Annotated in this window: 22 protein-coding genes and 2 pseudogenes; 20 read left to right on the top strand and 4 right to left on the bottom strand. The window is 61.4% G+C overall.

The features are described 5' to 3' along the window. Window positions 1-24: 24 nt before the first annotated feature. Entirely contained in the window at window positions 25-501 is a 477-nt protein-coding gene (locus CQ14_RS06135) for a helix-turn-helix domain-containing protein (protein ID WP_199805448.1), read from the bottom strand. Between the two features lie 229 nt (window positions 502-730). Here CQ14_RS06135 and CQ14_RS06130 point away from each other — a divergent pair, with 229 nt between their 5' ends. Next, window positions 731-1,450, top strand: a complete 720-nt coding sequence (locus CQ14_RS06130) for a hypothetical protein (protein WP_245320215.1) — start codon at window positions 731-733, stop codon at window positions 1,448-1,450. Next, on the top strand, window positions 1,450-1,845 hold the full coding sequence (locus CQ14_RS06125; protein ID WP_057857027.1) for a nuclear transport factor 2 family protein: 396 nt from the start codon (window positions 1,450-1,452) through the stop codon (window positions 1,843-1,845). Before CQ14_RS06130 ends, CQ14_RS06125 begins: the two co-directional genes overlap by 1 nt. Here the strand turns inward: CQ14_RS06125 and CQ14_RS06120 are convergent. After that, a complete protein-coding gene (locus tag CQ14_RS06120; protein ID WP_057857026.1) occupies window positions 1,810-2,721 on the bottom strand; it encodes a hypothetical protein in 912 nt (303 codons plus the stop codon). The genes CQ14_RS06125 and CQ14_RS06120 overlap by 36 nt on opposite strands. Before the next feature lie 350 nt (window positions 2,722-3,071). Here CQ14_RS06120 and aepX point away from each other — a divergent pair, with 350 nt between their 5' ends. From aepX to phnY, 5 genes and pseudogenes are all read left to right on the top strand, one after another. Further along, the gene (aepX, locus tag CQ14_RS06115) at window positions 3,072-4,022 is read left to right on the top strand and encodes a phosphoenolpyruvate mutase (RefSeq protein WP_057857222.1); all 951 of its coding nucleotides are present in this window, start codon (window positions 3,072-3,074) and stop codon (window positions 4,020-4,022) included. Window positions 4,023-4,075: 53 nt separating this feature from the next. Then, window positions 4,076-5,149, top strand: coding sequence for a methyltransferase (locus CQ14_RS06110; protein WP_057857025.1), 1,074 nt, complete (start codon window positions 4,076-4,078; stop codon window positions 5,147-5,149). A 63-nt stretch (window positions 5,150-5,212) separates the two neighbouring features. Further along, entirely contained in the window at window positions 5,213-6,451 is a 1,239-nt protein-coding gene (gene aepY / locus CQ14_RS06105) for a phosphonopyruvate decarboxylase (RefSeq protein WP_245320232.1), read from the top strand. Then, a pseudogene (locus CQ14_RS06100) lies at window positions 6,448-7,302 on the top strand (DMT family transporter); the annotation flags it as partial. The gene aepY and the pseudogene CQ14_RS06100, both read left to right, overlap by 4 nt. Before the next feature lie 106 nt (window positions 7,303-7,408). Next, window positions 7,409-8,845 (top strand): phosphonoacetaldehyde dehydrogenase, encoded by a 1,437-nt coding sequence (gene phnY, locus CQ14_RS06095; RefSeq protein WP_057857023.1) that lies wholly within the window; start codon window positions 7,409-7,411, stop codon window positions 8,843-8,845. Between the two features lie 8 nt (window positions 8,846-8,853). On the opposite strand, the gene CQ14_RS06090 is transcribed toward phnY, so the two are convergent. Further along, entirely contained in the window at window positions 8,854-9,834 is a 981-nt protein-coding gene (locus tag CQ14_RS06090; RefSeq protein WP_057857022.1) for a sugar-binding transcriptional regulator, read from the bottom strand. Window positions 9,835-10,053: 219 nt separating this feature from the next. Between CQ14_RS06090 and CQ14_RS47530 the strand changes: the two are divergent. The 8 genes and pseudogenes from CQ14_RS47530 to CQ14_RS06055 form a co-directional block, all read left to right on the top strand. Further along, window positions 10,054-10,748: pseudogene (locus tag CQ14_RS47530) on the top strand (amidase); the annotation flags it as partial. A gap of 66 nt (window positions 10,749-10,814) precedes the next feature. Beyond that, complete coding sequence (locus CQ14_RS47525; protein WP_283807200.1) at window positions 10,815-11,396, top strand: amidase family protein; 582 nt, start codon at window positions 10,815-10,817, stop codon at window positions 11,394-11,396. Beyond that, complete coding sequence (gene phnA, locus CQ14_RS06080) at window positions 11,383-12,675, top strand: phosphonoacetate hydrolase (RefSeq protein WP_057857021.1); 1,293 nt, start codon at window positions 11,383-11,385, stop codon at window positions 12,673-12,675. Before CQ14_RS47525 ends, phnA begins: the two co-directional genes overlap by 14 nt. A gap of 2 nt (window positions 12,676-12,677) precedes the next feature. Further along, window positions 12,678-13,961, top strand: a complete 1,284-nt coding sequence (locus CQ14_RS06075) for an alkaline phosphatase family protein (RefSeq protein WP_057857020.1) — start codon at window positions 12,678-12,680, stop codon at window positions 13,959-13,961. Continuing rightward, window positions 13,954-15,075, top strand: coding sequence for an ABC transporter ATP-binding protein (locus tag CQ14_RS06070; RefSeq protein WP_057857019.1), 1,122 nt, complete (start codon window positions 13,954-13,956; stop codon window positions 15,073-15,075). Before CQ14_RS06075 ends, CQ14_RS06070 begins: the two co-directional genes overlap by 8 nt. Then, window positions 15,072-16,004: a carbohydrate ABC transporter permease gene (locus CQ14_RS06065; RefSeq protein WP_082649723.1), complete on the top strand. Its 933-nt coding sequence runs from the start codon at window positions 15,072-15,074 to the stop codon at window positions 16,002-16,004. The genes CQ14_RS06070 and CQ14_RS06065 overlap by 4 nt, the downstream gene beginning before the upstream one ends. Further along, entirely contained in the window at window positions 16,001-16,843 is an 843-nt protein-coding gene (locus tag CQ14_RS06060; protein ID WP_057857018.1) for a carbohydrate ABC transporter permease, read from the top strand. The genes CQ14_RS06065 and CQ14_RS06060 overlap by 4 nt, the downstream gene beginning before the upstream one ends. A 19-nt stretch (window positions 16,844-16,862) precedes the next feature. Beyond that, the gene (locus tag CQ14_RS06055) at window positions 16,863-18,152 is read left to right on the top strand and encodes an ABC transporter substrate-binding protein (protein WP_057857017.1); all 1,290 of its coding nucleotides are present in this window, start codon (window positions 16,863-16,865) and stop codon (window positions 18,150-18,152) included. Between the two features lie 247 nt (window positions 18,153-18,399). On the opposite strand, the gene CQ14_RS06050 is transcribed toward CQ14_RS06055, so the two are convergent. Beyond that, window positions 18,400-19,245, bottom strand: a complete 846-nt coding sequence (locus tag CQ14_RS06050; protein ID WP_057857016.1) for an IclR family transcriptional regulator — start codon at window positions 19,243-19,245, stop codon at window positions 18,400-18,402. Window positions 19,246-19,419: 174 nt separating this feature from the next. Between CQ14_RS06050 and CQ14_RS06045 the strand changes: the two genes are divergently transcribed. The 5 genes from CQ14_RS06045 (at window position 19,420) to CQ14_RS06025 (ending at window position 24,073) form a co-directional block, all read left to right on the top strand. Further along, window positions 19,420-20,784, top strand: coding sequence for an ABC transporter substrate-binding protein (locus CQ14_RS06045; protein WP_057857015.1), 1,365 nt, complete (start codon window positions 19,420-19,422; stop codon window positions 20,782-20,784). Window positions 20,785-20,878: 94 nt separating this feature from the next. Further along, complete coding sequence (locus CQ14_RS06040; protein ID WP_057857014.1) at window positions 20,879-21,751, top strand: carbohydrate ABC transporter permease; 873 nt, start codon at window positions 20,879-20,881, stop codon at window positions 21,749-21,751. Next, the gene (locus CQ14_RS06035) at window positions 21,748-22,581 is read left to right on the top strand and encodes a carbohydrate ABC transporter permease (protein ID WP_057857013.1); all 834 of its coding nucleotides are present in this window, start codon (window positions 21,748-21,750) and stop codon (window positions 22,579-22,581) included. Before CQ14_RS06040 ends, CQ14_RS06035 begins: the two co-directional genes overlap by 4 nt. A 15-nt stretch (window positions 22,582-22,596) precedes the next feature. Beyond that, complete coding sequence (locus tag CQ14_RS06030) at window positions 22,597-23,736, top strand: ABC transporter ATP-binding protein (RefSeq protein ID WP_057857012.1); 1,140 nt, start codon at window positions 22,597-22,599, stop codon at window positions 23,734-23,736. 16 nt (window positions 23,737-23,752) lie between these two features. Continuing rightward, window positions 23,753-24,073 (top strand): NIPSNAP family protein, encoded by a 321-nt coding sequence (locus tag CQ14_RS06025; RefSeq protein ID WP_057857011.1) that lies wholly within the window; start codon window positions 23,753-23,755, stop codon window positions 24,071-24,073. Window positions 24,074-24,565 lie beyond the last annotated feature (492 nt).

Here is a 24,565-nt window from a genome sequence, read left to right as displayed (position 1 = left end):
GTCACTCCCGTTTCCTGCTGGCTCCTATTCAGCGTCAGTTGCCTTCAGAAGCTGCGCGACTTCCATCACTTTTCGGCGCAGGCGCTCGTCATTGATGCCGAAATACAGCTCGAGGAGCTGACGCGACTCTCGCTTCGTGACGAGTTCACTCCAATCCTGCGCTTCGGAGGTTTGCCTGGATTCGGCGGACGGTCGCTTCTTGCCTTCCAGCTCGTCGAAGAACCATGTGATCGGGACGGCAAGCTGTGTAGCGATGCCGTAAAGTCTCGATGCGCTGATCCGGGTTTCCCCGGCCTCGTACTTTTGGATGAGCTGCGACGTCAGTCCAAGACGCCTTGCCAGTTCGTCCTGACTCAGGCCAAGGAGATTGCGCCTGAGACGCAGCCGCTTCCCAACGTGTTCGTCGACGTGAGTCGGCTTCTTCGACGAAATCCTGATTTTGCCGCCGCGCCTGTTCGGCGCACGGGATTTCGATTTCTTCGCGGAAGGTTCAGAAGGCATCAATCACCGCGGTTGAATTCTTGCTGGGTACAATCAACTGGAATGGTGGAAATGGCATATCAACTCCTAGGCGGTAATATCAACTAGAATTATGTCATGCGGGTTACAAATGCACGGATTATTAGCCCTCAACCACACGATGTGAGAATGGGGGAATGTATAGCCCATGCAAGAGCCTCTTCCGAGATCAGGGCGCCTGCCTGCTCATCTCAAGATCAAATACGGCCCCGTGGACCTGCTCGGGCGGTTCTTCCTCTGGGCGGACACCGCTGCAAGGGATCTCGGCGTAACACTGTCCTTTGGCAGCCTGCAGGATCTCCTTGAAGCCAACAGGAGCAATTCCGATAGCTGGCGCCCGCTTGTGCCGGTTTTTGACGAGGCTTTGGGCGGCGTTACGCCGGAGACAGCCTTTGTCCTGATCGGGCGGAACAAGCATGGGGAGGTCGTCACAACCCAGGCGGGGCGCATCTTTGATTGGCCGGAAACGTCTCTCAAGGACGAAGCAGCTTCGCTGCGAATGTTCTTTGCCGATCCCGATGCCGCATTCGCGCGTGGAGATCGCTGCAAGATCACCACGCCGATTGCCGAGAAAATCAACGGGCGCGTGGTCTTTTCCGGTGCCGTCTGGTATCGGCGCGATTTCAGAGGCAAGGACCTTGCATCCATCCAGTCGCGCATTGGGCGGGCATATGCCTTCACACGCTGGAATAGCGATTTCACGATCGGCATGATGGCCGATGGCGTCATTGCCGGCGGCTTGGCGGAGCGTGCCGGATACACGAAGATCGAGCGTAGCTGCATCGAACTTGTGGCGTCGCCGCTTGGCGAGATGCGTTGCGGACTGGGCTGGATGCCGTCAGACGAACTCCTCGCCGATCTCGCAACCATGATGGGTCGGGTTGCCGTTCCTGTCATCGAGTCCCGCGTTGCCGAGGAGGCGAATCACTGATGTCGCAAGGCGAGGCGGGTATGAACATCCGAACATTGGATCACGAGGATCCGGAAGGGCTAGTCAAAGGGTTGTTCGGTTGCATCGACGGCCGGGACTGGGCAGGGCTATCCGAATTTCTCCATGACGAGGCAATCTACGAACGACCGGGTTATGAGCCGTTCGTCGGAAAGCCGGCTATCCTGGACTTCTACCTGACGAAACGGATTATTTCGCTCGGCCAGCACCGCGTCGAGCGGGTGCTGAGCGACGGCGCAAACATTGCGTGCTGGGGCAGCTTTTCCGGCGTTGCCAAGAATGGGCGCGATCTCAGCATGCGTTTTGCAGATGTCTACCGCATCAGGGAAGGGCGGATTGATCTACGCCGGACATTCTTCGACAGCCCGGCGATCTAGGGCGGATTGTTGCTCCCAGAAGTCAACGACCGACGCGCCGAGAAGGCATGGCCCCCCGTTGCAGGTGAACGGCAGGATGAGACGCTGATAATGGCAGTGAATGCTATCGTTCCTGTCTGGCCGTCTGATCGTGGCGTTCACCTCGTCCAGGCGCGGCAGTCGCGTCTCCTGGACGCGGCGGTAAATGCCTTGCACCCACTGGCCGTAAACGTAATCCGGTTGTTCTTCCATCGGCAGGCCCCGCGCATTCTTCCGCCAGGTCTCGCCGAAAATCTCAAAGCCGGATCCAACGTCAGTAATGGTCAGGCGGCCATCCACGGGCTCGACAAGCATGAAGCGCGCGCGAAACGATTTAGCCAGCACGTCGGCCAGCGTCGCTGAATCGTAAACCTGCTTCGAATTAATCCATTGCGCGAAAAGGGATGAAAGTGCTCCGTCCGTCTTTGGAAGTGTTTCGAGCGGCAGCTCTCTGCTCGTGAATGCGGAAGAAGGTTGCTGATGGCTCGTAGCAATCAGCTCGGCAATGTAGGCAATCGTCTGCGCGAAGCTTGGTAAAAGCTTCTCGACGAACTGCTCCGGGCCGGAAATGATGGTGCGCTCGATCCCCATATCAGCAAGACAGTACAGAGCGGCGGCGATGCTGGTCTGGGACACCGTTTCCGGCCGAAATCGGATGCGCGCCGCATTGGGAGCGATTTTCGTGACAGCCACAAATCCAAGATTTTCGACGAGGTAGGTCAGAAAATCGAAGTCAGGAAGTGAGCAGTGCAGGAAGCTTCTGAGGGCCGGGGATCGCGCGTCCCATGCGCGTCCATGGTCGTCCAGAATGGTTGTTTGCATGCGACCCCCACCCAACCGAGGAGCAAAGTCGTCCATCTAACGCTCGTTATTTGGCGCAGTTGCGGCATCGTAGTGATACTCGTTCGGATAGACATCAAAATTCGATGAGCAGTTGGCTTCACGCTTTCGTGACGGCATTTTTCCCGCGGTTCTGCTGTGCCTCAGTCGTGGTGCCGATCTGACTGCGCGAGGTCAGGGGCCGAATCGCTTCCCGGTTGCACCAATTGCTGAAGTAGCACTGCATCCGCTCCACACGACTCGAGATCAACTACAATTAGATATTTCGATCATCAACTAGAATTAGATATTGACGTGGTGCATAAACGTGTCACAACTGTTGTTAGTCAATCGTCATGATTGCAGACGGGACATTCAAGGAGTTCGGCATGCAACCGCAAAAACAATCAGTCGTCGTCAACGGCAGTTACCACCACGCCGCATCGCGCGCGGCGGACAGGCTTCGTAACCAGATTTCGTGCAATCACGAGCTCTCCTTCCTGATGGAGGCCCACGACGGTCTGTCGGGCGCCATCGCCGAGCGCGCAGGCTTCAAGGGAATCTGGGCGTCGGGCCTGTCAATTTCGTGCTCGCTCGGCTACCGCGACGCCAACGAGGCCTCCTGGACCCAACTCGTCGATGTCGTCGAGCGGATGGTGGACTCGACCGACCTTCCGGTGCTTGTCGACGGCGACAGCGGCTTTGGCAATTTCAACAACGCGCGCCTCCTGGCCCGCAAGCTGCAGCAACGCGGCGCCGGCGGCGTCGCGCTGGAGGACAAGGGCTTTCCCAAGATGAATTCGTTCGTCGGCGATCGGCATCCGCTTGCCGATACCGGCGAATTCGCGGGCCGGCTGCGCGCTGTGAAAGATACGGTAGGCGACGACCTGGTCCTCGTCGCCCGGATCGAGGCGCTGATCGCAGGCCACGGAATGGACGAGGCGCTTGCGCGCGCCCATGCCTATGCCGAGGCCGGAGCTGACGCCATCCTCATTCATTCGCGCAAGAGCGTGGCGGACGAGATCCTCGCTTTCGCCGCCGCCTGGCAGAACCGGCTTCCCGTCGTGATCGTCCCCACCAAATACTATCGAACGCCCGTCTCCGCTTATCGCGAAGCCGGCATCTCCACGGTGATCTGGGCCAACCATTCGATGCGGGCGGCGATCGCCGGGATGAGGGACATTTGCGGCTGCATTATCGCCGAGGAAAGCATCGCCGGCATTGAAGGCGAAGTCGCCACGCTCGACGAGGTCTTTGGTCTGTTGCGTTACGGCGAACTCGCTACCGCCGAGGAGCGATACCTGCCGACATGCAACGGAAACGGTCACGCGAAGGCGTGATTCTCCAACTCTCATCCCACAGCGTAGAACCCTTCGAATGCGGAGATCGCGTCATGCTTCATTCAACACTAGCGGCTTCAATACCAAACCAGCTACCTGCACCTGACATCGCCCAGGTGATCCGATGGCGCGATAGTTCCTATGCGGCTGACCTTTATATCGCGGCTGTCTCATGGCTCGATCTCTTCACCTATCTCGACCAGACACCGGCGAGCGAAGCGGAGCTGCGCGGGCATTTTCAGATCAAGGAACGGCCGACGCGAACGATGGTCAGGCTCTTCGAGTCCTGGGGACTGATCGCCAATGTCGACGGCAAGCTTTTCGCTACGGAATCGGCGCGGCGGTACCTGAGCCGTAACTCGAGCGAGAACATTTCCTCCTACGTTGCCGTCATGAAATACAAATCGTCTGTCCGGGAGATTTACGACGTATTACGCCTGGACACACCTGATACGTGGCACGTCGAGCGTGGTGGCGCGACCAACTTTGACGAGCTGATGCAAACCGACGATTTCGCCTATCTGAATACGCGCGGAATGGAGGAGCGTGGGCGGATTTTTGCTCCCGAGCTCGTGCGCCTGCTCGATTGTACGCACGACACGGCCGTCCTGGATGTGGCAGGAGGATCCGGGGTCTATTCCGCGCACCTGCTGGGCCGATATCCCAATCTGTCGGCGATGATATTGGAGCGTCCCCCGGTCGATCAACTCGCCACGCGATGCCTTGCCGAGCGCAAGCTGACGGCGCCAAGAGCGCGCGTGATCGCCGGAGATATGTTCGTCGATCCATTCCCCCAAACCGCTTCTCTCCATCTCTATTCGCATGTGCTTCACAATTGGGGACCGGAAAAAGTGCGGATGCTGCTGGACAAATCCTACCAGAGCCTGCTGCCCGGCGGTCGGGTGGCCGTTTACAGCTGCCACCCGGACGATCGAGGCGGGCCTGCGCCGGTCGAGGAAGCCGAATATTCGGTCCTGCTGACCACCAGCTATGAGGGCTGCTGCTACAGCTTCGAGGACATGCGGTCCCTCATGGAAGGCGCAGGCTTTCAGCACGTCGACTATCGCAAGTCGATTTGCAACCGAAGTCTCATCACGGCACGAAAGCTCGCCAACAGACCGAGCTGAAACAAGCGCCTATCTGAACAATATCGCTGCTTGAAGGCGTTTCGCCTGATCCTGGTGTCGTCGATGCTGACGGCACCAAACGTTCCGCTCTGTCTTGGTGCCGGAAAAAATCGTCCTATCGGGAGGAAACCTGAAATGACCTTGTCGACAACGACCCTCTTGGGCCTGCTGAAGCAGCAGAAATATGAGTTCTTTTCCGGGGTGCCTTGCTCCAATTTCGCTGATCTGTTCGAGCAGGTATCCCTGGACCGCGATATTGCGTCGGTCCCGGCGGCGAACGAAGGCAGCGCGCTGGCATTTGCCGTCGGCGCGGCGCTGGCGGGACGACGAAGCGTCGTCGCCCTGCAGAATTCCGGACTGGGAAACATCATCAATCCGCTGACATCGCTGGTGCAGGTCAACTCTATTCCGACGCTGCTTCTGATCTCTGTGCGGGGACATACGGACGAGCCCGAGGACGAGCCGCAGCATCGCATCATGGGTGCCAATACCCACGCGTTGCTCGACCAATTGGCAATCCCGTGGAGCGAGTTCGACGGGACGCCGCAGGGTTTAACAGCAAGCCTCCTGAAGGCCGAGGAGGCATTCCAGCGATCGGTCTCGTTTGCGATTCTGGTCCGGAAAGGTCAGCTGTCGGCGGGCCTCGGCGTCGTCGCCAATGGCGAGCAGCAAGCGGAAGGCTACCCGCTCAGCGTCGGAAGTGCCCTGGAAATGATCAGCGAAGCCCTGCGACCCACTGATCTCGTCGTCTCAACGACCGGGTTCATCTCCCGGGAGCTATTTCGCGTGAGCGACCGTCCGGAGAATTTCTACATGCAGGGATCGCTGGGCCATTGCAGCGCGGTGGCTGCCGGCGTCGCGCTGGCGCATCCATCGCGTCGCGTGATCGCGCTCGATGGCGATGGCGCGGTGCTGATGCATATGGGAGTGTTATCCACGATCGGGTACGCATCTCCCCGAAATTTCCTGCACATCGTGCTCGATAACGAAGGCTACGTCTCAACCGGGAAGCAGGAATCCACCTCGGTAACTTCCTCGCTCGAAGCCGTCGCCAAGGCCTGCGGGTACCGGGCGGTCAGCCGGTGCGTAACCGGTACCGAACTGGGCGAGGCGGTTGCGCGAGGCCTGTCGACCGAGGGGCCGCACTTCCTGCTCTGCAAGGTCAATCAATCGCATGCGCGCTCGCTACCCCGGGTGACGTCGCGTCACAGCCCGGAGGAAAACAAGGAAGCGTTCCAGATCGCGCTGAACCAGCCGGAGGCTTTCGATCTGCAGGCCGTGCCGGCGGGAGTGGCCGGGTGAAACATCAGGCGGTCAATAGGCTGGCCAGCTTCCGTCGCCTCTCATTCGTGGTCGTGATTTGGGGCGCGAACTGGCTTGCGATCAAGGATGCCTTGCCGTCTTCGCCGCCGTTATTTTTCACCGGCATCTGTTTGCTCGGCGGGGCCATCGCGATCGGTGTTGTCCGCCTGTGCCTCGGAGACGTACTCCAGAGCGGTGAAGGGAAGGGCAGGCTTGTCGCGGTGGGTCTCCCTCAAATCGTCGGAGGCCTCGGGGTCGCCATTGTCGGCTGGGAGTATCTCGATGGCGGCGCCCGCACCCTGATCTTCTATGCGATGCCGTTGTGGCTCGTTACGATCGAATGGACGATCGGTCGCCAAATGCAATCGCTCGTCGATGTTGTTGCACTGGCCTGCGGCATGCTTGGTCTTGCGATGCTGGCGTCGGGCACTATTGCGGTGGCGACATCTCATGGCATCCTGGGGCTCGCGTTGCTTTCGATGGCGGCTTTCAGTTGGGCACTGGGAACATGGATCCATAAACGCGCGGCCGGCGACCTCAATGCGTGGCACCGTGCCGTCTTTCAATTGGCGACCGCGGGGGCAGTCGTCATCGTTGCGTCGCTGCTGCTCGAACGTCGGCTTGACTGGACCCAATTGCCGATACTTGGCTGGCCTATCGCGCTCAACTTGATCGTGGCGACCGGGTTGGCATTCGTCGCCTGGTACCGCGCGCTCAGCCGCATTTCCTCGCAGATCGCCTCTCAGAGCCTCGTGCTCGTCCCCGTCGTGGCGCTGGTTGCGGCTGCCCTCTTGCAACGGGAGCCTTCCATGACGTGCGTCGTGGTTACCTGTGTCCTTATGCTCGTCGGTGTCACCATCGCAATATGGCGGCGGTCAAAGGCGCCGCTCCCTGCGAGCACGATTTCACGCACCTGGAAACCTGCGATCGTCAGCGAACACCACATGGAGCCCGTCGATGTTGGATGTGACACGTCTCTATCACCCGATGAAGATTGCAGGAGAGAACGTCGTTTCGGAATCGTCCATCGAGGTCCGGAACCCCTTTACCGGTCAGGTGATAGCTGCAGTGCCGCAGGCGAGTCCGGAGCACGTTCGGCGCGCCTTCGCAATCGCCCGGACATTCCGTCCCAGGCTCACAAGGCGTGAGCGGTCACGGATCCTCCTGGCCACGGCGGAAGCGATCGAAGCAAACCGGGAGCGACTTGCGCATCTCATTACGTCGGAAAGCGGCCTGTGCCTGAAAGACTCGCTATATGAAACAACGCGAGCCAGGGATGTCTGGTCATTCGCTGCGCAAGCCGTGCTCCAGGACGATGGAGCGATCTACGCAGGCGATATCGGAGGAGGGGCGCAGGACAGGCGTATCTTCGCGACCAGGACACCGCTTCTTGGCGTCATCTCGGCGATCACCCCCTTCAACCACCCGCTTAATCTCGTCAGCCACAAGCTTGCTCCGGCGATCGCGACCAACAACAGGGTCGTGCTGAAGCCGGCGGAGGCGACGCCCTTGACCGCGCTCGCGCTTGCCGAACTGCTTTATGAAGCGGGTTTACCGCCGGAGATGTTGTCCGTGGTCACCGGCGAACCGCGTTCGCTGGGAGACGCGATGATCAATGACCCGGACATCGACCTGGTGACGTTTACGGGATCGGTGAGCGCCGGAAAGAAAATCGCCGAACGAGTGGGATACAGAAGACTGGTGCTCGAGCTCGGCGGGAACGATCCCCTGATCGTCATGGGGGACGCCGATCTCGACCGCGCCGCCGGGTTGGCGGTGCAGGGCGCGACCAAAAATTCCGGGCAGCGCTGCACCGCCGTCAAGCGGGTCCTGGTCGTCGATGATGTCGCCGATCGCTTTGCCGAGGCGACCCTCTCTCTGATGAAGCGCCTCAGGGCGGGAGATCCCATGGACCCCGACACGGATGTGGGGACGGTCATCAACGCAAAGGCAGCCTCGACAATCGCCGGACGTGTCCAAGCCGCAACTGCGGGCGGCGCCCGCCTGCTGCTCGGCAATACGCCAGAGGGCGCGCTTTACCCGCCGACCCTGCTGGATCACGTTCCACCCGATTGCGAGCTGGTGCGCGAAGAGACTTTTGGCCCGGTTCTGCCGATCCTTCGCTGCCCTGACGACGTCGAACACATCATCGCCGTCGCCAACTCGACCGCCTTCGGTCTTTCGGCGGGATTGTGCACCGACCGGCTCGACACCATCACCCGCTTTGTCGATGCCCTCGACGTCGGCTGCGTCAACGTGTGGGAAGTTCCGGGATACCGGACGGAGCTAACGCCGTTCGGCGGCATCAAGGATTCCGGCCTCGGCCATAAGGAGGGCGTGCTGGAAGCCATGAAGAGCTTCACGAATATCAAAACCTACTCGCTGCCGTGGTGAGGCGAACCTCAATCCAGCAGTTTGGACGCCGCCGCCTCATCGGTGACCAGCACCTGGCCAAAGCCCGCCAGCAGGCCGGCGCGAATAATGGGGACCTTGTGCTCGCCTCCCGCGGCGAGGATCCGGTGCCTGATCTGCAGCACGTGCTCGATCGGCGGATTGATCGTCCGCTGTACCAGGGGGTGGTCAAGCGGCTTACCTGACGAATCGAGGTAGTGACCGCAAATATCGCCGACAGCGCCCGCTTCAAGCAGTGAGGCGCGGGTTTCGCGAGAAATGACCTCGTATTCGAGCGCCTTTGACTGCTCGGAGAGATCGATCGCGCTCAACAGGGCGACGTCGAGGGAGGGCACCATGGCGAGCACGGAACGAACAGGTTCGCTGGCGACGAGGATATCCCTCAGCTCCGCCGTCTCGGCGAACATCGGCGCGGTCAGATAATAGCATCGCGCGCCGAGCGCCCGGGCAATCATCGTCGCATTGTCATATGGATTGATCGGCGCGCTTTCGGCCAGCCCGCCGGACATCAGCACCACGCGGGTGCCGTCTCCTGATCGCTGCGGCAGGTTTTGGGCGGCGGCATTGATGGTGCCGCCCCAGGTGATTCCCAGCGAACCCGACGGCGGAAGGCACTCGGCCACGTATCGCGCGGCGGCGGCTCCGATGAAAGAGCGCACGTCGGTGCCGCCCATGGGGACCGGCACCACGATCGCGTGACGCAGATTGAATTTGCGGATGAGTTCTTCTTCGAGCTCGGTGCGCTGACCCGACGGGTCGGCGATCGTGATTTGAACGAAACCGCTTTCCCGGGCGTCGCCGAGGATCCGGTTGACGCGCTTGCGGGTCATCTTCAGCCGCTGCGCGATCGCGTCCTGGGTTTGCCCTTCGCGGAAATAGTACCAGCAGATCTTGGCCACCAACGCGGCATCGGCCCGGCCATCGCCGGATTCGCCTTCGTTTGGCGCCGCTTGCGGGCCTCGAATCAACACGCCCCGGGTCCTCCAATCGGCTTCAGGGAGCCGCTGTTTGCCCGTTTCCGGGGCGGAATGGCAACTCATCATATTTGTCCACAGCCCAGCTTACTTTGCCCAAATGTGCCGCACCTGTCACAAATGTGTTAAGGGGAGCCTCTATCTGTCCGCCGAGCTTGGAAACGGGAGACAATCCATGCGTCGGCTGATCGTCGGGTCATTACTGTTGTGCGGCGGATGAACGACGCTTTGGCTATCCAGAGGCCGGCGCTCGCTTCGAATAGCCAGCGATTGAACGAATTGTCGGCACGCACGATCGTCACTGCGATCCGCGATCGCCTGATAACGGCGACATTGGTGATGGAAGCCTGCCTCGCGCGGATTGCCGTTCGCGAACCGCAGGTGAAGGCCTGGAGCTTTCTGGATGCCGATGTGGCGCGGAAACGTGCGCGGGTGGCAGATGAATGGCAGGCCGCGGGACTCCCGCTCGGCCCGTTGCATGGTCTGCCAATCGGCGTGAAGGACGTGTTCGATACAAGCGACATGCCGTCCGAATACGGCAGCGCAAGCTTGCGTGGTCGCCGGCCGGCGGAAGACGCGGAAGCCGTCGGTGTGCTGCACCGGGCCGGGGCGCTCATCGTCGGCAAGACCACCACGTCCGAATTCGGAATGTACCATCCCAGCCCGACGCGTAATCCGTTGGATCTGTCGCGGTCACCCGGCGTGTCGTCGGCGGGCTCCGCGGCGGCCGTCGTCGATCACATGGTTCCGCTGACGCTCGGCACGCAGCACACGGCATCCACGACGCTGCCAGCTTCGTTTTGCGGCGCGTTCGGCTTCAAGCCATCGCTCGGTTTCACCAGCATGCGGGGATCGAACGTGCTGGTCCCCCGCATGGCGCATCTGGGCCTGCTGGCGCGGTCTGTCGAGGANTTGCCGGCGCATTCGATTGCAGGCTCGCGGAGGTCGAAGCGCTGCGGCATCCGCCGAGACTCGGTTTGGTCCGCGGGCCGGGCTGGGACACGGCAAGTCCCGACGCGCGTCGAGCGCTCGATCGTTTGGTCGCTGGACTTCCTGCCGACGTGGCCGCCGTCGATCTTCCCTGCGAATTCGATAGAGCGCTTGAGATCGTACACGGCCTTCTGAACGCTCATCTGGCAGATCGCTTCGGTGCCCTGCCGGAGGAAACGCTCCGCAGCTTCTGCCCTCCGCTGCAGGAGGGCATCGTTGCCGGGCGTGCGTTGAGCGCCGCTCGTTATCTCGAACTTGAGACCATGGCTGACCGTCTCACCGCTTTGGCCGCGGCATTATTCGATGATCATGACGCCTTGATCACGCTCTCTGCGCCAGGCGAGGCGACGCGCCTCGAGGAGGGACCGGGCTCCGGCGCCATGTCCATGCCCTGGAGCCTGTGCGGACTACCGACCGTGTCACTGCCGCTGCTGCGCGGGACGAATGGCATGCCGATCGGCGTTCAGCTCGTCGGTTGCCAGGGCGGCGACCGCAATCTGCTGCGCGTGGCGGCGTGGCTCACCGATACTGTAACCCTCAACGACAAGTTTACTCATGAACAAGCCTGACCGAATCCTGACTGATCCCGCGTTCCACCGCGCTGAGAGACCCCTGATAAGCGTGAACGGGCGCGCCTATGCATGGCCGAAACATCCGGCTGTCGTCATCTGTTTCGACGGCTGCGATCCGGCCTATATCGAGTCTGCCAGCGCCGCCGGCGCCATCCCCGCCATCGACCGGATGCGGCGCGAAGGTTTTGCCGCCTCTGCGCTCGCGGCAATGCCGACGTTCACCAACCCCAACAACGTGTCCATCGTCTGCGGTGTGCCGCCCGCCGTTCACGGCGTTTCCGGCAACTTCTATCTCGACCCCGACACCGGCGCGGAAATCATGATGGTGGACGCCACTCCCGTGCGCGCACCGACCATTCTGGCAGCGTTCTCGCAGGCGGGAGCCAGGGTTGCTGCCGTTACCGCCAAGGACAAGCTGCGCAAGGCGCTTGGTCATGGGCTCGACGGCATCACTTTCTCTGCCGAAAAAGCCGACGAGGCGACCGATATGGAGAACGGCATCTCGGCTGTCGGCGCGCTGGTCGGACGTGGAGCGCCAGACCAGTATTCCGCCGATCTTTCCTTGTTCGTGCTCGATGCCGGAATTCGCCTGCTGGAAACCCGCCGGCTGGACCTGATTTATCTGTCCCTTTCCGATTATGTGCAGCACAAGCATGCACCGGATGCACCCGAAGCGATCGCCTTCATGCGCGCGGTGGATCTGCGGCTCGAAAGGATGATCGCGCTCGGCGCTTGCCTCGGGATTGTTGCAGACCATGGCATGAACGACATGGCCCATCCGAGCGGCGAGCCGAATGTCGTCTATCTTGGCGACCTCCTGGATGACGCGTTCGGCGCAGGCGCCACCCGTGTCATCTGCCCGATCACCGATCCCTTCGTGCGTCACCATGGCGCGCTGGGTGGCTTTGTCCGTGTCCATCTGCAACGGACGGAGCTTTCCAGCACAGCGGTGTTGAACTTCATCCGGCAGATTCCCGGCGTCGGCATGGTCGCTTCGCGCGAGGAAGCATGCTTGCGCTTCGAATTACCGGAAGATCGCGAAGGCGACATCGCCGTGGTGGCGAGGTCCGGTGTCGCCCTCGGCGCCCATGCGAGCGACCACGACATTTCGCAGCTCTCGGGCGAGCGGCTGCGTTCTCACGGCGGGATCGCCGAACAGGTGGTGCCGTTCATCCTCTCTCACCCGCTGAAGGCCGGACGGGTTGAGGGCGGGGCAGGGAAGCCGCTCCGCAACTACGATGTCTTTTCGGTCCTGCTAAACGAAGTGAAAGTCTGACTATGCCTCGTGCTATCCTCGTCATCCTCGATGGTCTGCGCCGCGATCTCGTGACGCCGCAGACCACGCCGCATCTTGCCGCCTTCGCCGCCCGCTCCGAGCAGTTCGCCGCCCATCGCACGGTGTTTCCGTCCTGCACGCGGGTGGTCTCGGCAAGCCTGGCGACCGGTTGCTATCCGGCGCGCCACGGCTTGCAGGGCAACACCATGGCGCTGATGGAGAACGGGCGCCTCGTTCGGCACGATGCGGGTCGCCCCGATTTCCTGCAGCACAAGCGGCGCGTCACCGGTCGCTCGCTGGCGGTGCCGACTTTGGCCGAGCGCTTAACGGGCAGCGGCGGTGCCATCATCTTCAGCAACGTTTCGCCGGGAGCGGCCTATGCGCACGATCCGGATGGATTTGGGCGAGTCTATCATCGCGCCGGATCGTTCGGCCGGGACCGCGTCCCGCTGCCGGAAGACGAGCAGCTTCGCATCACGCTGGATGTAGAAGGCGACCGGGCAATGACCGAGCGCTTCATCCGCGAAGCGGTGTTACCCTATGATCCGCCTGCGCTAGCGGTGCTGTGGCTCGGCGAGCCTGATGCCACGCAGCACGCCTTGCCCATGGGATCGCCTGGTCATCTTGCGGTGTTGCAAGAGGCAGACCGCAATGCCGGGCGCGTCATGGACGCGGTGGCCACGCTCGCCGACAGGGACGATGTTCTCTTGCTGATCGGATCGGATCACGGCCATCAGACGGTCACCGGCGTCATCGACATCGACGAGGAACTGGTCACTGCGGGATTGAAGGAGAGCCTCGAATCGACCGACGTGGTCGTCGCCTCGAACGGCACCTCCGCGCTGCTCTATGTCCATCCCGATTTCGTCGCGCGCACGCCGTTGGTCGGCGACTTCCTCGCCAGCCAGGAATGGGCGGAAACCGTTTTCGATGGCGGCGCGTTGGCGTCGGTGGGGCAGGGCCGGGATCACGGCCTCGCCTTTGCGGTCTCAATGCGCGCGAGCGACGAGCCTAATGCCTACGGTGTCGCCGGCTCCAGCCTTGTCGCAGAGCGCGCCGGCAACAAAGCGGACATCCTCGGCAGCGGCCAGCACGGCGGCCTCGGTGCCGGCGAGCAAGCGCCCTTTCTCATGATCGACGGCGCGGGCTTCAGCCCTGGCGTGGCGAGGCACGAGCCTTCCTGCATCACCGACATCGCGCCAACCATTCTCACGCATCTCGGGCTTCCCGTCTCCGGAATGGATGGGCGTGCGCTCCAGGCGATGCGGGGAGGCGGCAATGGCTGAGATCGAACTGCGCGATATCGAGAAGAGCTATGGCGAAACCGCCATTGTGAAGGGAGTTTCGCTGAGCATTCGAGATGGGGAATTTCTCACCCTGGTGGGCCCCTCCGGATGCGGGAAATCGACCTTGCTGCGGATCATCGCCGGGTTGGAGGCGCAGAACAGCGGTGAGGTGCTGGTGGCCGGCCGCTGCGTGGACGACAAGCGTCCGAAGGAGCGCGACGTCGCCATGGTATTCCAGTCTTACGCGCTCTATCCCCATCTTAGCGTGTTCGACAACCTCGCTTTGCCGTTGCGGACGCGGCGCCTGAGCTTCGCCCAACGGCTGCCATTGGTGGGCCGTGCGTTGCCGGGACGCGGCGATGTCGAAAAAGCGATCCGCGCCGAGATCGAGCAGGCGGCCTCCATGCTCGACATCGCCCATCTGCTGCGCCGCAAGCCAGGCCAGCTTTCCGGCGGGCAGCGCCAGCGCGTCGCGCTGGGCCGCGCGATGGTGCGGCATCCCGCGGTGTTCCTGATGGACGAGCCGCTGTCCAACCTCGACGCCAAATTGAGGGTGCAGATGCGCGCGGAAATCATCGCGCTGCACCGCCGTCTCGGCGTCACCTTCGTGTACGTCACCCACGATCAGGCAGAAGCGATGACGATGTCCGACCGCGTTGCCGTGATGATGGACGGCGAACTGCTTCAGGTCGACCGACCGGAGCGGCTCTATCGCGATCCGGAGGACCTGCGGGTCGCCGAGATGATCGGCAGTCCGAAGATCAACGTGGTTTCTCGCGCCCACTGGGTATCTTTGGGGGCATCGCTCCCTGCAGGTATTCATCGCAACACCGCGCACCTCGCGTTTCGTCCCGAAGCCGTCGGCATAGTCGCGTCCGGGGATGGAAGACTCAATGGTGTCGTCGCCAGCGTCGAGAATCTCGGTTCTGACATCTTCCTGAACGTGACGCTGGCAGACGGGCAGGGCACCGTCGTCGTGCGTACCCATCCCGACGCATCGCGTTCCGAGGCGGGCCGTTCGGTCGGCCTTCAGATCGACCCGGCCTGCCTGCTGCAGTTTGATGGCGCGGGCATGCGCCAGCGCGAGGTCGAGCGGGTAGAGGCTGCAGCATGACCGCGCTTGACTGCAATCGCCCGCGCGAGGCCGCTGCGAAAGCAAGGTTGGCGACGAGATCGGGAGAGCACGGGCTTGCCTGGCTCGCCGTATCGCCGGCACTGCTGCTGTTGGTCGGCCTTCTGTTCGGCCCCGTCGCGGCAGTCGTGCTTTTCTCCCTGACGGACTGGCAGCTGGGATCATTTACCTTCCACTTTATCGGGATCGCGAACTTCAGGGCGCTGTTCGCGGACCCGACCTTCTGGAAGGCGTTGACCAACACGCTGGTGTATGTGGCCATCGTCGTGCCGGGCACCGTGCTGCTCGGTCTCGTCGTGGCTCTGCTCATCGAGACCAGTCCAGGCTTGCGTGGTTTCTACAGGGCCGCGCACTTTCTTCCTGTGATGTCCACGATGTCGGCCATGGCGATCGTCTGGGGCACCATGCTGCATCCGACGATCGGTCTCGTGAACCGCGCCCTGGGCGTGATGGGGATTTCCGGGGTGAACTGGCTTCGGGACGAGCGCACGGCGCTGCTCGCTCTCGCGTTGATCGGCATATGGCAAGGCTTCGGTTTCGCCATGGTGCTGTTCGTGTCGGGCCTCAAGGCCGTTCCGCAGCAGCTTTACGACGCAGCCGCCGTTGACGGCGCCGACGGCGTTCTGGACCGGCTGCGTTTCGTGACGCTACCCATGCTCGGACCGGTCACCATGTTCGTCGTCATCCTGACGGCGAAACGGTCCTTCGAGGTTTTCGACAGCGTTCGCGTCCTGACCCAGGGCGGGCCGAACTATGCGTCCGAGGTGCTGCTGCATCGGCTCTACACCGAGAGTTTCGATTTCCTGCACATGGGATACGGCGCGGCGCTCACCGTGGTCTATCTCGCAGTCATCGTGCTGCTGACGCTGACGCAGGCGCGGCTTCTCGAGCGGCGGGTTCATTATTCATGATCTCCCGCTTTTCAGACCGGCGGTTCGCTGGCCGGGTCGCCCGGCATGCGATTCTGCTTCTCACCGCGGCCTTTGCGCTGTTGCCGTTCGTCTGGATGGTGAGCCTGTCGCTCAAACCGCCGCAAGAGATTTTTCAGGCCGACTTCCGCCTTTGGCCGACGGCCTTTCATGGGGGCGAGAATTACCGCATCGCGCTAACGGCGGCGCCGATGTTCAGCTTTCTGCTGAACGGGGTACTGGTGTGCGCGGCGATCTTTGCGCTGCAGCTCCTTGTCTGCATTCCCTGCGCCTATGCACTTGCGAAGCTGCGTTTTCGTGGGCGGGACACCTTGTTCTCCGCGGTGCTGGTCGGCCTGCTGCTGCCGCCTCAGGCTCTCGCCATTCCGCATTTCGTTATGCTGAACGTGTTCGGGTTTCTGGACACCTATGCCGCGCTGATCCTGCCGTGGGCGATCTCCACTTTCGGCATTTTTCTGCTGCGGCAATTCTTTCGCTCCATACCCGACGAGATCATTCACGCAGCCCGCCTAGATGGGCTCGGCGAGTTCGAGATCATCTGGCGCATCATGATCCCCATGACGGCGCCGGCGCTGGCCGCCTTTGGCATCTTCTCGGTGGTGGCCCATTGGAACGACTTGTTCTGGCCGCTCATCGCGGTGCGTCGCGCGGAGATTTCCACGCCCGCGCTCGGCATCCTGCTCTTCCGTGACGATGAAGCCGGGCAGTTCCTCGGTCCGCTGATGGCCGGCGCCGTGATTATCGTCGCCCCACTTCTCCTTGCATTCCTGATCGCGCAGCGCCGGTTCATCGACGGCCTCGCCGTAACAACCATGAAGTAGTCCAAAATGGAGATCGTCCATGCTTGATCAAATCGTAAACCGGCTAGGACCGGTGCTCGCCGGAGCCGCTGCCCTCATGGCAATCGGCGCGACTTCTGCGCGGGCGGAGGTCACGCTCGACGTGCTCTACACCACGCCCGGCACCTTCAATGCGCTGCATCAGGACTTGGCCAAGCGCTTCACCGAGGCGCACCCCGACATCAAGGTGAAATTCCGTAATCCAGTAGCGAGCTACGAGGAGGCCGCGCAGCAGATCCTGCGTGACCAGATCACCGGCCGACCGCCCGACGTGGCCTTCAACGGGATCAACCAGATCAGCTTGTTCGTGGATCGGGGACTAGGCGCGCCGCTGGACGGATTCGCGACGGCGGATGGCGGGCTTGCCGAGCTTGGCTATTACCCGACGCTTGCGGAACTCGCTAAATACAAGGGCAAGCTCTACGGCCTGCCGTTCGCCGTCTCGACACCGGTGCTCTACGTCAATGCCGATCTGCTCGCAAAGGCTGGCGCCGATGCGTCGGCGCTTCCAAAGACCTGGCCGGAACTTCTCGCCCTGGGCAAGGCCGTCGAGGCGAAAGCGGGCAGTCCGGCTACCGGCTTCTACTATCAGTGGGAGCAGACCGGAAACTGGCTGTTCCAGTCGCTGGTGACGAGCAAGGGTGGCCGCATTCTCAAAGCTGACGGGTGCAGCATCGCTTTCGATGACGCAAACGGCATGTGGGCGCTGAAGACGCTCGAAGATTTCGGCAAATCGGGCATGCCGAATCTTGCCCTCGGCCAGGCCCGGCAATCCTTCGTCGCCGGCAACATCGCGATACTTGCGGATTCCACATCCTACGTGGCCGCGGCCGAGCGCCAGATCGGCGGTCGATTCCAGTTCAAGACCGTCGCGTTCCCGCTGGCTGTCGCCGACGGACGCCTTCCCGCGGGCGGAAACGTCGCCATGGTTTTCGCAAAGGACACCGAACGCCAGAAGGCCGCCTGGAAATACGTAAAGTTCGCCACCGGGCCGGTCGGCCAGACCGCGATGGTCAATTTGACCGGCTACATGCCCGGCAACGAGATCGCCGTGAAGACGCCGGACCTGCTTGGAGCGTTCTACGCAAAGAGCCCCAACCACTCGACCAGTATCCAGCAACTGCCATTGCTGACGGAATGGGCATCTTTCCCGGGTGATAATTCGCTGAAAATTATCGAGGTGATCAAGCACCATACAGAAAGCCTGGTGACGGCCAAGCGCACGGCGGAGCAGGTCATGCCTGAGCTGGTTAAGGAAGTGTCCAACCTTCTGCCGAAGTGCGGCGGCTAGCCCGGCGGTCGAACGAACGGACATCGCCGAGGATGAGCACATTGTCGCAGCAGCGCCTTGCGCCGGCGCTGTCTGACGATCCATTCCTCGTCGTGCTCGATGAACCGAATTCCAATCTCGATGTCGAGGGCGACGAAACATAGACGCAGGCCGTCTTCGGCCTGCGGCGGGATGCTCTGGACGGAATGTGAAAGGAGGTGGAGCGAAAGGAAGCAAGTCGATCCAAATTCCACAATCGATCAGGCTCTCAACGGCGACCTTCGATCCGTATAGCCGCCGCGGCGGCCTTTGGCTTTGCGCCTGACAAACTGGGCCGGTAACCGAGAATGCGCGAGACGTTGGTGGTAGCTTCGAGCAGCGGTGCGACGTAGACTTGCTCAGCCATCGGACGCAGGCGGAACCGTGGAATGCTGATACTGGCGGCTGCCACCGCATTGCCGCGCCGGTCCAGAATTGGGGCGCCGAAGCAAAAGATGTCGCGCTCGTTTTCCTCTTCGTCCGTGGTCCAGCCGCGACGCTCCGCCTCCGCAATTTGCGCACGCAACGCGTCACGGGAAGTGATGGAATGTCCAGTCACGTCGTCGAGCCGTAATCGTTCAAGCGTACTCTCGCGCTGGTCTTGCGGTGAAAAGGCAAGATAGGCCTTGCCGACCGCAGTCGTATGCAGCGGCACCGAGACTCCAAGCGAACACTTCATGCGAACCCGTTCGCGGCTCTCGATATTGTCGACGTAAAGCATGGCGCCATTGCTGAACACAGCGAGATGCACGGTCTCGCCTGTTTGGTCGCGCAGCTTCAGGAGATGTTCGTGGGCAATATCGCGGATGTCCATCTGGTCGAGTGCGCGATGCGCGATGGTAAGCAGTGTTGCGCCGAGCTGATAGGTATGGCCGCCGGAGGATAGTCGCACCAGACCGGCCTCCGTCAGGGCGGCGAGCAGGCGGTAAACCGTCGGGCGCGGCAGCATCGTCTGATCACTGAGGTCGCGCGCCGTCGGCGGCACTTCGGCGTCCGCAATGGCGGTTAGAAGCTTGATGCCCTTGGTGAGTGCCGCCGCGCCTTTGATGCTATCCGGCGTGGGCTGATCATCCATTCAAATAAGCTCCGCGCTTCTTCTTCGTCGCGCACGCCATTTCGGCGGCATCCGCCGCTTCCGTCGTTTCATCATTGACAGGTTTTGCACGCTCTCACTAAATTATCAAAAAATGCGGACTGTGTCCACATAGTGATAAAAATTGGCTTCGAGAGCTTGTTGGGGGAGGATAACATGAAAGCAGTGACACTGCGATTGAGGCTGACGGCGGGTTTGCTCGGCTGCGCAGTTGCGATTGGGCTCACCGGGACGGCATTGGCTCAGCCGGTCAAGACGGTTCGGGTATGGCATACCGAAACCAACCCGGCGTCCCAGGCGGCGGTCGCTGAGATCGTCAAACGCTTCGAGGCGACTCGTCCAGGCGTGAAGATCCAGGCCGAGGCGCTGTCCTGGAATGACCTCGAAGGCAAGATCATGGCGGCGCTTGCCGCCGGCAGTCCACCCGAATTGTCACACGGCCAGCCGGTGACTTGCGCGGCGCTTCTGCAGCAGAAGCTGCTGCTGCCGATTGACGATGTCGTCAAGGCAATTGGCGAATCCAACATTTGGGAGCACTACAAGAAGCTCTGTTTTGCCGATGGCAAGTGGTACGGGCTCGTGCATGCGTCCGGCACCTCGCTGATGATCTATCGCAAGGACCTTGCGAAAAAGATCGGCATCGAGCCGCCGAAGACCTGGGACGATTTCGTCAGGATTGCGGAAAAGCTGACCATCGACGAAAACAAGGACGGCAAGCCCGAGATCTATGGCTTGACCATGCCGGGCGACAATCTGTTCATCAATATCCTGGTCGGCGAAATGATGGCGGCTAACGGCGGCAAGCTGTTCGATGAAAAGAACCGTCCGCTGTTCGAATCCAGGCAGATGCTGGAGACGCTTGATTACTGGAAGCGGCTGGCCAAATTCATGCCGCCGGGCTGGGAAGGCCACGGCTATCTCGACACCTTCTCCAATCTGTATGGGCAGAAAGCCGCGCTGATGTATGCCGGCTTCGGTCGCGGCGCGTCGCTGATCGAGCAGTATGCCCCCGAAAACATGCGCAACACCGAGACGTATGATGTCTGGCGCAAGCCCCACGGTCCGAGCGGAAACGCGCCCGCGTCGCAGGTGGACGAAGAAACATGGATGCTGTTCAAAGGCTCGGCCAACCCGGAACTGGCCAAGGAGTTTCTGGCCTTTTTCTACAAGGATGAAAATTACATCGAATACATCAAGTCGGTGCCGATCCATTTCTTTCCGATCACGAAGTCGCTGCGCAATTCACCGGCTTACCGCGACATTCCCATGGTGAAGCGCTGGGCGAGCTGGCTGCAGGTTCAGCAGGAAGATCTGGACAAGGACCAGGCGCGCCCGACCCTGATCATCGATTGGGAGGACCTGACCAACAAGCCGTATCTGCTGCAGATACTTGGCTCAGGCGTGCTGCGCGACATGGTGCTGGACGTCGCGGTTGAAGGCAAACCGGCGGCGGAAGCAGCCAAGCGGGGCCAGCAGCGGGCCGAGCAGATCGTTCGCCAGGCCGGTTTCGCGAAGTGGTGATCTCCAATCGAACCCGCGCCGGCGGCAATGCCGGCGCGGCCTCATGCTTCACAGATGAACGTCGTGGCTCGGCGCGGCGTACGGATATCCTGATATGCAAACGCGCGGCCTTCCTGGCCTTCTCCTGGTGTTGCCGGCACTATTGTTGCTTGCAACGCTGACGATTTATCCGGTCGGATACGGCTTCTGGCTCAGCCTCCACGCCAAGCATTCGCTGTTTCCCCAGCAGGCCTTCGTCGGCCTCGATAATTACATTTATCTCTGGCACGACCCCGAATTCTGGGAAAGCCTCCGCATCGGCCTGATCTATTCGGTCAGCACGATCTTCCTGCAACTCGTGCTCGGGGTGGCGGCGGCGCTATTGCTTCATCAAAGCTTTTTCGGTCGCAACATCGTTCGCGGCCTCGTGCTGTTTCCTTACATGATCCCGACCGTGGTCGCGGTCATTCTGTGGAAATGGATGCTCAACAATCAATTCGGCCTGATCAATTTCGGATTGGTCTCGCTGGGGATTTCGAGCGAGCCGATCAACTGGTTCGGCCGCAGCTACATCATGGCTTCGCTGATCCTGGTTTCGGTCTGGCAATTTTTTCCCTTCGTGCTGCTGGCGGTGCTGGCGCGGCTGCAGACCATTCCGACCGAGCTTTACGACGCGGCGCGGGTCGACGGCGCGGGTCCAGTGGCGCGCTTCGTGTTTGTGACGCTGCCTCAACTGGCCTCGGTGCTGTTTATCACCATCCTGCTGCGGTCGATCTGGATGTTCACCAAGTTCGATACGGTATGGCTGATGACGCAGGGCGGCGGCGCCGAGCGCTACATCCGCACCATGCCAGTCTACGCCTATCTGCGGACGTTCAATTATTATGAAGCCGGCATGGGAGCCGCGGTTGCGATCGTGATGTTCCTGATGCTGGTGGCGGCGGCAGCTACCTATTTCTTCCTGTTTCGCGGGGAGGACCAGCTATGACCGGCCGGTCGGGATTGCAGTGGCTGCTTCTCGGACTAGCGGTCGCGCTATTGCTCGCCTTCGCGGCATTTCCGCTGCTCTGGATGGGGCTGACCGCGCTGAAACCTTCAACGGAAATATTCACATGGCCGCCGCGGTTGCTGCCGGAGGCGCCAACGCTCTCCAACATCGAGCGGCTGTTCGCGCAAACGCACTTTGTGACCTATTTCAAGAACAGCGTCATCGTCTCCAGCGCGGCGGTGATCCTCACACTGCTGCTTGCCGTACCCGGGGCCTACGGGCTGACGCGCTACCGCTTCTTCGGCCGCGAGACGATCGCCGCGACCGTTCTGTTCACCTACATGTTCGCGCCGATCATGATCATCATTCCGTTCTACATCGTGATGCGAACGTTTGGGCTCGCCAACACTCACATCGCGCTGGTGTTGGCCTATTGCGCGTTCAGCCTGCCGTTCGCGCTGTGGATGTTGCGCACCTTCTTCCAGTCGATCCCGATCGACCTGGAGGAGGCAGCGATGACCGACGGTGCGAGCCGGTTCCGCGCCGTCATCCACGTGGTGATTCCGATGGCGCTGCCGGGCATCATCGCGACCGCCATTCTGACCTTCATCCTCGCCTGGAACGACTACATCTTCGCGCGAATCCTGATCTCGTCGGATAATCTGAAGACGCTCCCGGTCGGCATTGCCGATCTCTACAACGCCAGCGTGATCGACTGGGGCATGATCATGGCCAGCGGCCTTTTGGTCATCATTCCCGTAATCATCGTGTTCTCCTATGTGCAGAAATTTCTGGTCGCCGGCTGGGGCAGCGGTGGCGTCAAGGGATGATGGGATTAAGGTCCAATGGCTGAAGTGAAACTGGTTGCGCTGGAAAAGAAGTTCGGGGACATCAGCGTCATCCATCGTATCAACCTCGATATTGCGGATGGCGAGTTTGCCGTGCTGGTCGGGCCCTCAGGCTGCGGCAAAACCACGACGTTACGAATGGTCGCGGGCCTGGAGGAGGTGACTGGCGGCAGCATCCTGTTCGACGGCAAGGCGGTCGAGCGGCTGGAACCGAAGGATCGCGATATCGCGATGGTGTTCCAGTCCTATGCGCTCTATCCGCATATGAGCGTGCGCGACAACATGGCCTTCAGCCTGCGAATGAAGGGCGTCTCGTCCGCGGAGAAAAAGCGGCTGGTCGGCATCGCTGCCGAGATGCTGGGCATCACCGATCTCTTGGACCGCAAACCCCGGCAACTGTCCGGCGGTCAGCGCCAGCGTGTCGCGATGGGACGGGCGCTGGTGCGCGAGCCGAAGGTGTTTCTGTTCGATGAACCGCTGTCGAACCTCGATGCCGCGCTGCGCGCGCAGATGCGCATCGAGATCAAGCGCATCCATCAGCGGCTCCGCACCACCATCATCTACGTTACGCATGACCAGGTCGAGGCCATGACGCTGGCCGACAAGATCGTGGTGATGAACGGCGGCCATATCGAGCAGGTCGGCGATCCCCTGACCTTGTACCGCCGGCCGGTGAGCCGTTTCGTGGCCGGCTTCATCGGATCGCCGAAAATGAATTTTTTCCCCGCCAGGCTGCTAGCCGACGAGAGCGGTCTTCATGCCGATCTCGGCGAGGGCATCCGGATCGAAATGCCGCAAGAGCGCGACGCGGCGTATCGGCCATATGCCGGCCGCAGCGTCGAGATCGGCATTCGTCCCGAGCATCTGCTCGATGATGCCAGGCCGATCGACTCCGGCGCCGTCGCCATGGACGTCACCGTCGACGTGGTCGAACCGCTGGGATCGACCAGCCTCCTGACTTTCGTGCTGGGGGGAACGAGCTACACCGCGATCGGCGACGTCGCCCTGATGCGGCGGCCGGGAGGGCGGGTTCGGCTCAGGGCGGCGGCGAAGGATATTTATCTGATCGATCCCGAAAGCGGCAGGGTGGTGCACCCGGCCGATGACGCTTCAACACCGGTCCGCCTGGCGATCTAACGAGGAAACGCGAAAAATGATCTACGATCACCGAACCTACAATCTCGTGCCGCTCAAAATGGGCAAATGGCTGGCACTCTACGAAGAATGCGCGCTGCCGGTGCAGCAGAAATACCTCGGCAATTTGATCGGCTTCTTTCAGACCGAAATCGGCACGCTCAATCAGGTGGTTCATCTCTGGGGCTTTGCGGACCTCAATGACCGTGCCCGGCGCCGCGCCGAAATGGCCAAGGATCCGGCCTGGCACGATTTTTTGCGCAAGAACGAGGAGCTTGGTGCGCTGTTGCACCAGGAATCCAAGATCATCGTTCCGGTGAAGTTTTCGCCGCTGCAATAGACGCGCGCAAGCGTTACTCTCGCTTCGAGAATGCCCGGCTGGACCAGTGACGGTGCAATTTCGCGCTGATCCTTACAGCGGGCGGGCCCGGCTCGACGCGCCCAATGACGCGCGCCTCCACCTATGAAAACAATTTGCGGTTTGAGTGGGCGGGACCGAGTTCGATGCGCTTAGGCTGGGTGCTTCACGAGCATGGTCCAAGACGGATCGGACGGCGAAAAACCCGTTCGGATGGGATCAGCGAGCTGGCTGAGGTTCTTGGACACTTATAGAACTCTGTGCACAGCGCCGACGGCCGAAATTGTTGCATTATTTTAGGAGCTTAGACTTAATTCTTGCTTCGGCCGGTCATTCACGGCCTTGGTCGAACCGAGTGGTGTTGCACGAGGTCCGGCGGAGCGCTGAGAAGTGTGCTCTCTAGGGATAATCCAGAAGGGATATTCCAGACCCGCTGGAAAATGCGACCGCAGGGGGAGGGGAGAACTCTTCGCG

It is taken from the genome of Bradyrhizobium lablabi (genome assembly GCF_001440475.1).
Classification (GTDB): domain Bacteria; phylum Pseudomonadota; class Alphaproteobacteria; order Rhizobiales; family Xanthobacteraceae; genus Bradyrhizobium; species Bradyrhizobium lablabi.
The sequence above is the reverse complement of the archived record's forward strand: the minus strand, read 5'-3'. Positions and strand labels throughout refer to the sequence as shown.

Bases quoted from the DNA above. Each gene is read 5' to 3' on its own strand.
- CQ14_RS06135 (WP_199805448.1), bottom strand. From the start codon at position 501: ATGCCTTCTGAACCTTCCGCGAAGAAATCGAAATCCCGTGCGCCGAAC.
- CQ14_RS06125 (WP_057857027.1), top strand. From the start codon at position 1,450: ATGTCGCAAGGCGAGGCGGGTATGAACATCCGAACATTGGATCACGAG.
- CQ14_RS06120 (WP_057857026.1), bottom strand. From the start codon at position 2,721: ATGGACGACTTTGCTCCTCGGTTGGGTGGGGGTCGCATGCAAACAACC.
- aepX (WP_057857222.1), top strand. From the start codon at position 3,072: ATGCAACCGCAAAAACAATCAGTCGTCGTCAACGGCAGTTACCACCAC.
- CQ14_RS06110 (WP_057857025.1), top strand. From the start codon at position 4,076: ATGCTTCATTCAACACTAGCGGCTTCAATACCAAACCAGCTACCTGCA.
- aepY (WP_245320232.1), top strand. From the start codon at position 5,213: ATGCTGACGGCACCAAACGTTCCGCTCTGTCTTGGTGCCGGAAAAAAT.
- phnY (WP_057857023.1), top strand. From the start codon at position 7,409: ATGTTGGATGTGACACGTCTCTATCACCCGATGAAGATTGCAGGAGAG.
- phnA (WP_057857021.1), top strand. From the start codon at position 11,383: ATGAACAAGCCTGACCGAATCCTGACTGATCCCGCGTTCCACCGCGCT.
- CQ14_RS06075 (WP_057857020.1), top strand. From the start codon at position 12,678: ATGCCTCGTGCTATCCTCGTCATCCTCGATGGTCTGCGCCGCGATCTC.
- CQ14_RS06070 (WP_057857019.1), top strand. From the start codon at position 13,954: ATGGCTGAGATCGAACTGCGCGATATCGAGAAGAGCTATGGCGAAACC.
- CQ14_RS06065 (WP_082649723.1), top strand. From the start codon at position 15,072: ATGACCGCGCTTGACTGCAATCGCCCGCGCGAGGCCGCTGCGAAAGCA.
- CQ14_RS06060 (WP_057857018.1), top strand. From the start codon at position 16,001: ATGATCTCCCGCTTTTCAGACCGGCGGTTCGCTGGCCGGGTCGCCCGG.
- CQ14_RS06055 (WP_057857017.1), top strand. From the start codon at position 16,863: ATGCTTGATCAAATCGTAAACCGGCTAGGACCGGTGCTCGCCGGAGCC.
- CQ14_RS06050 (WP_057857016.1), bottom strand. From the start codon at position 19,245: ATGGATGATCAGCCCACGCCGGATAGCATCAAAGGCGCGGCGGCACTC.
- CQ14_RS06045 (WP_057857015.1), top strand. From the start codon at position 19,420: ATGAAAGCAGTGACACTGCGATTGAGGCTGACGGCGGGTTTGCTCGGC.
- CQ14_RS06040 (WP_057857014.1), top strand. From the start codon at position 20,879: ATGCAAACGCGCGGCCTTCCTGGCCTTCTCCTGGTGTTGCCGGCACTA.
- CQ14_RS06035 (WP_057857013.1), top strand. From the start codon at position 21,748: ATGACCGGCCGGTCGGGATTGCAGTGGCTGCTTCTCGGACTAGCGGTC.
- CQ14_RS06030 (WP_057857012.1), top strand. From the start codon at position 22,597: ATGGCTGAAGTGAAACTGGTTGCGCTGGAAAAGAAGTTCGGGGACATC.
- CQ14_RS06025 (WP_057857011.1), top strand. From the start codon at position 23,753: ATGATCTACGATCACCGAACCTACAATCTCGTGCCGCTCAAAATGGGC.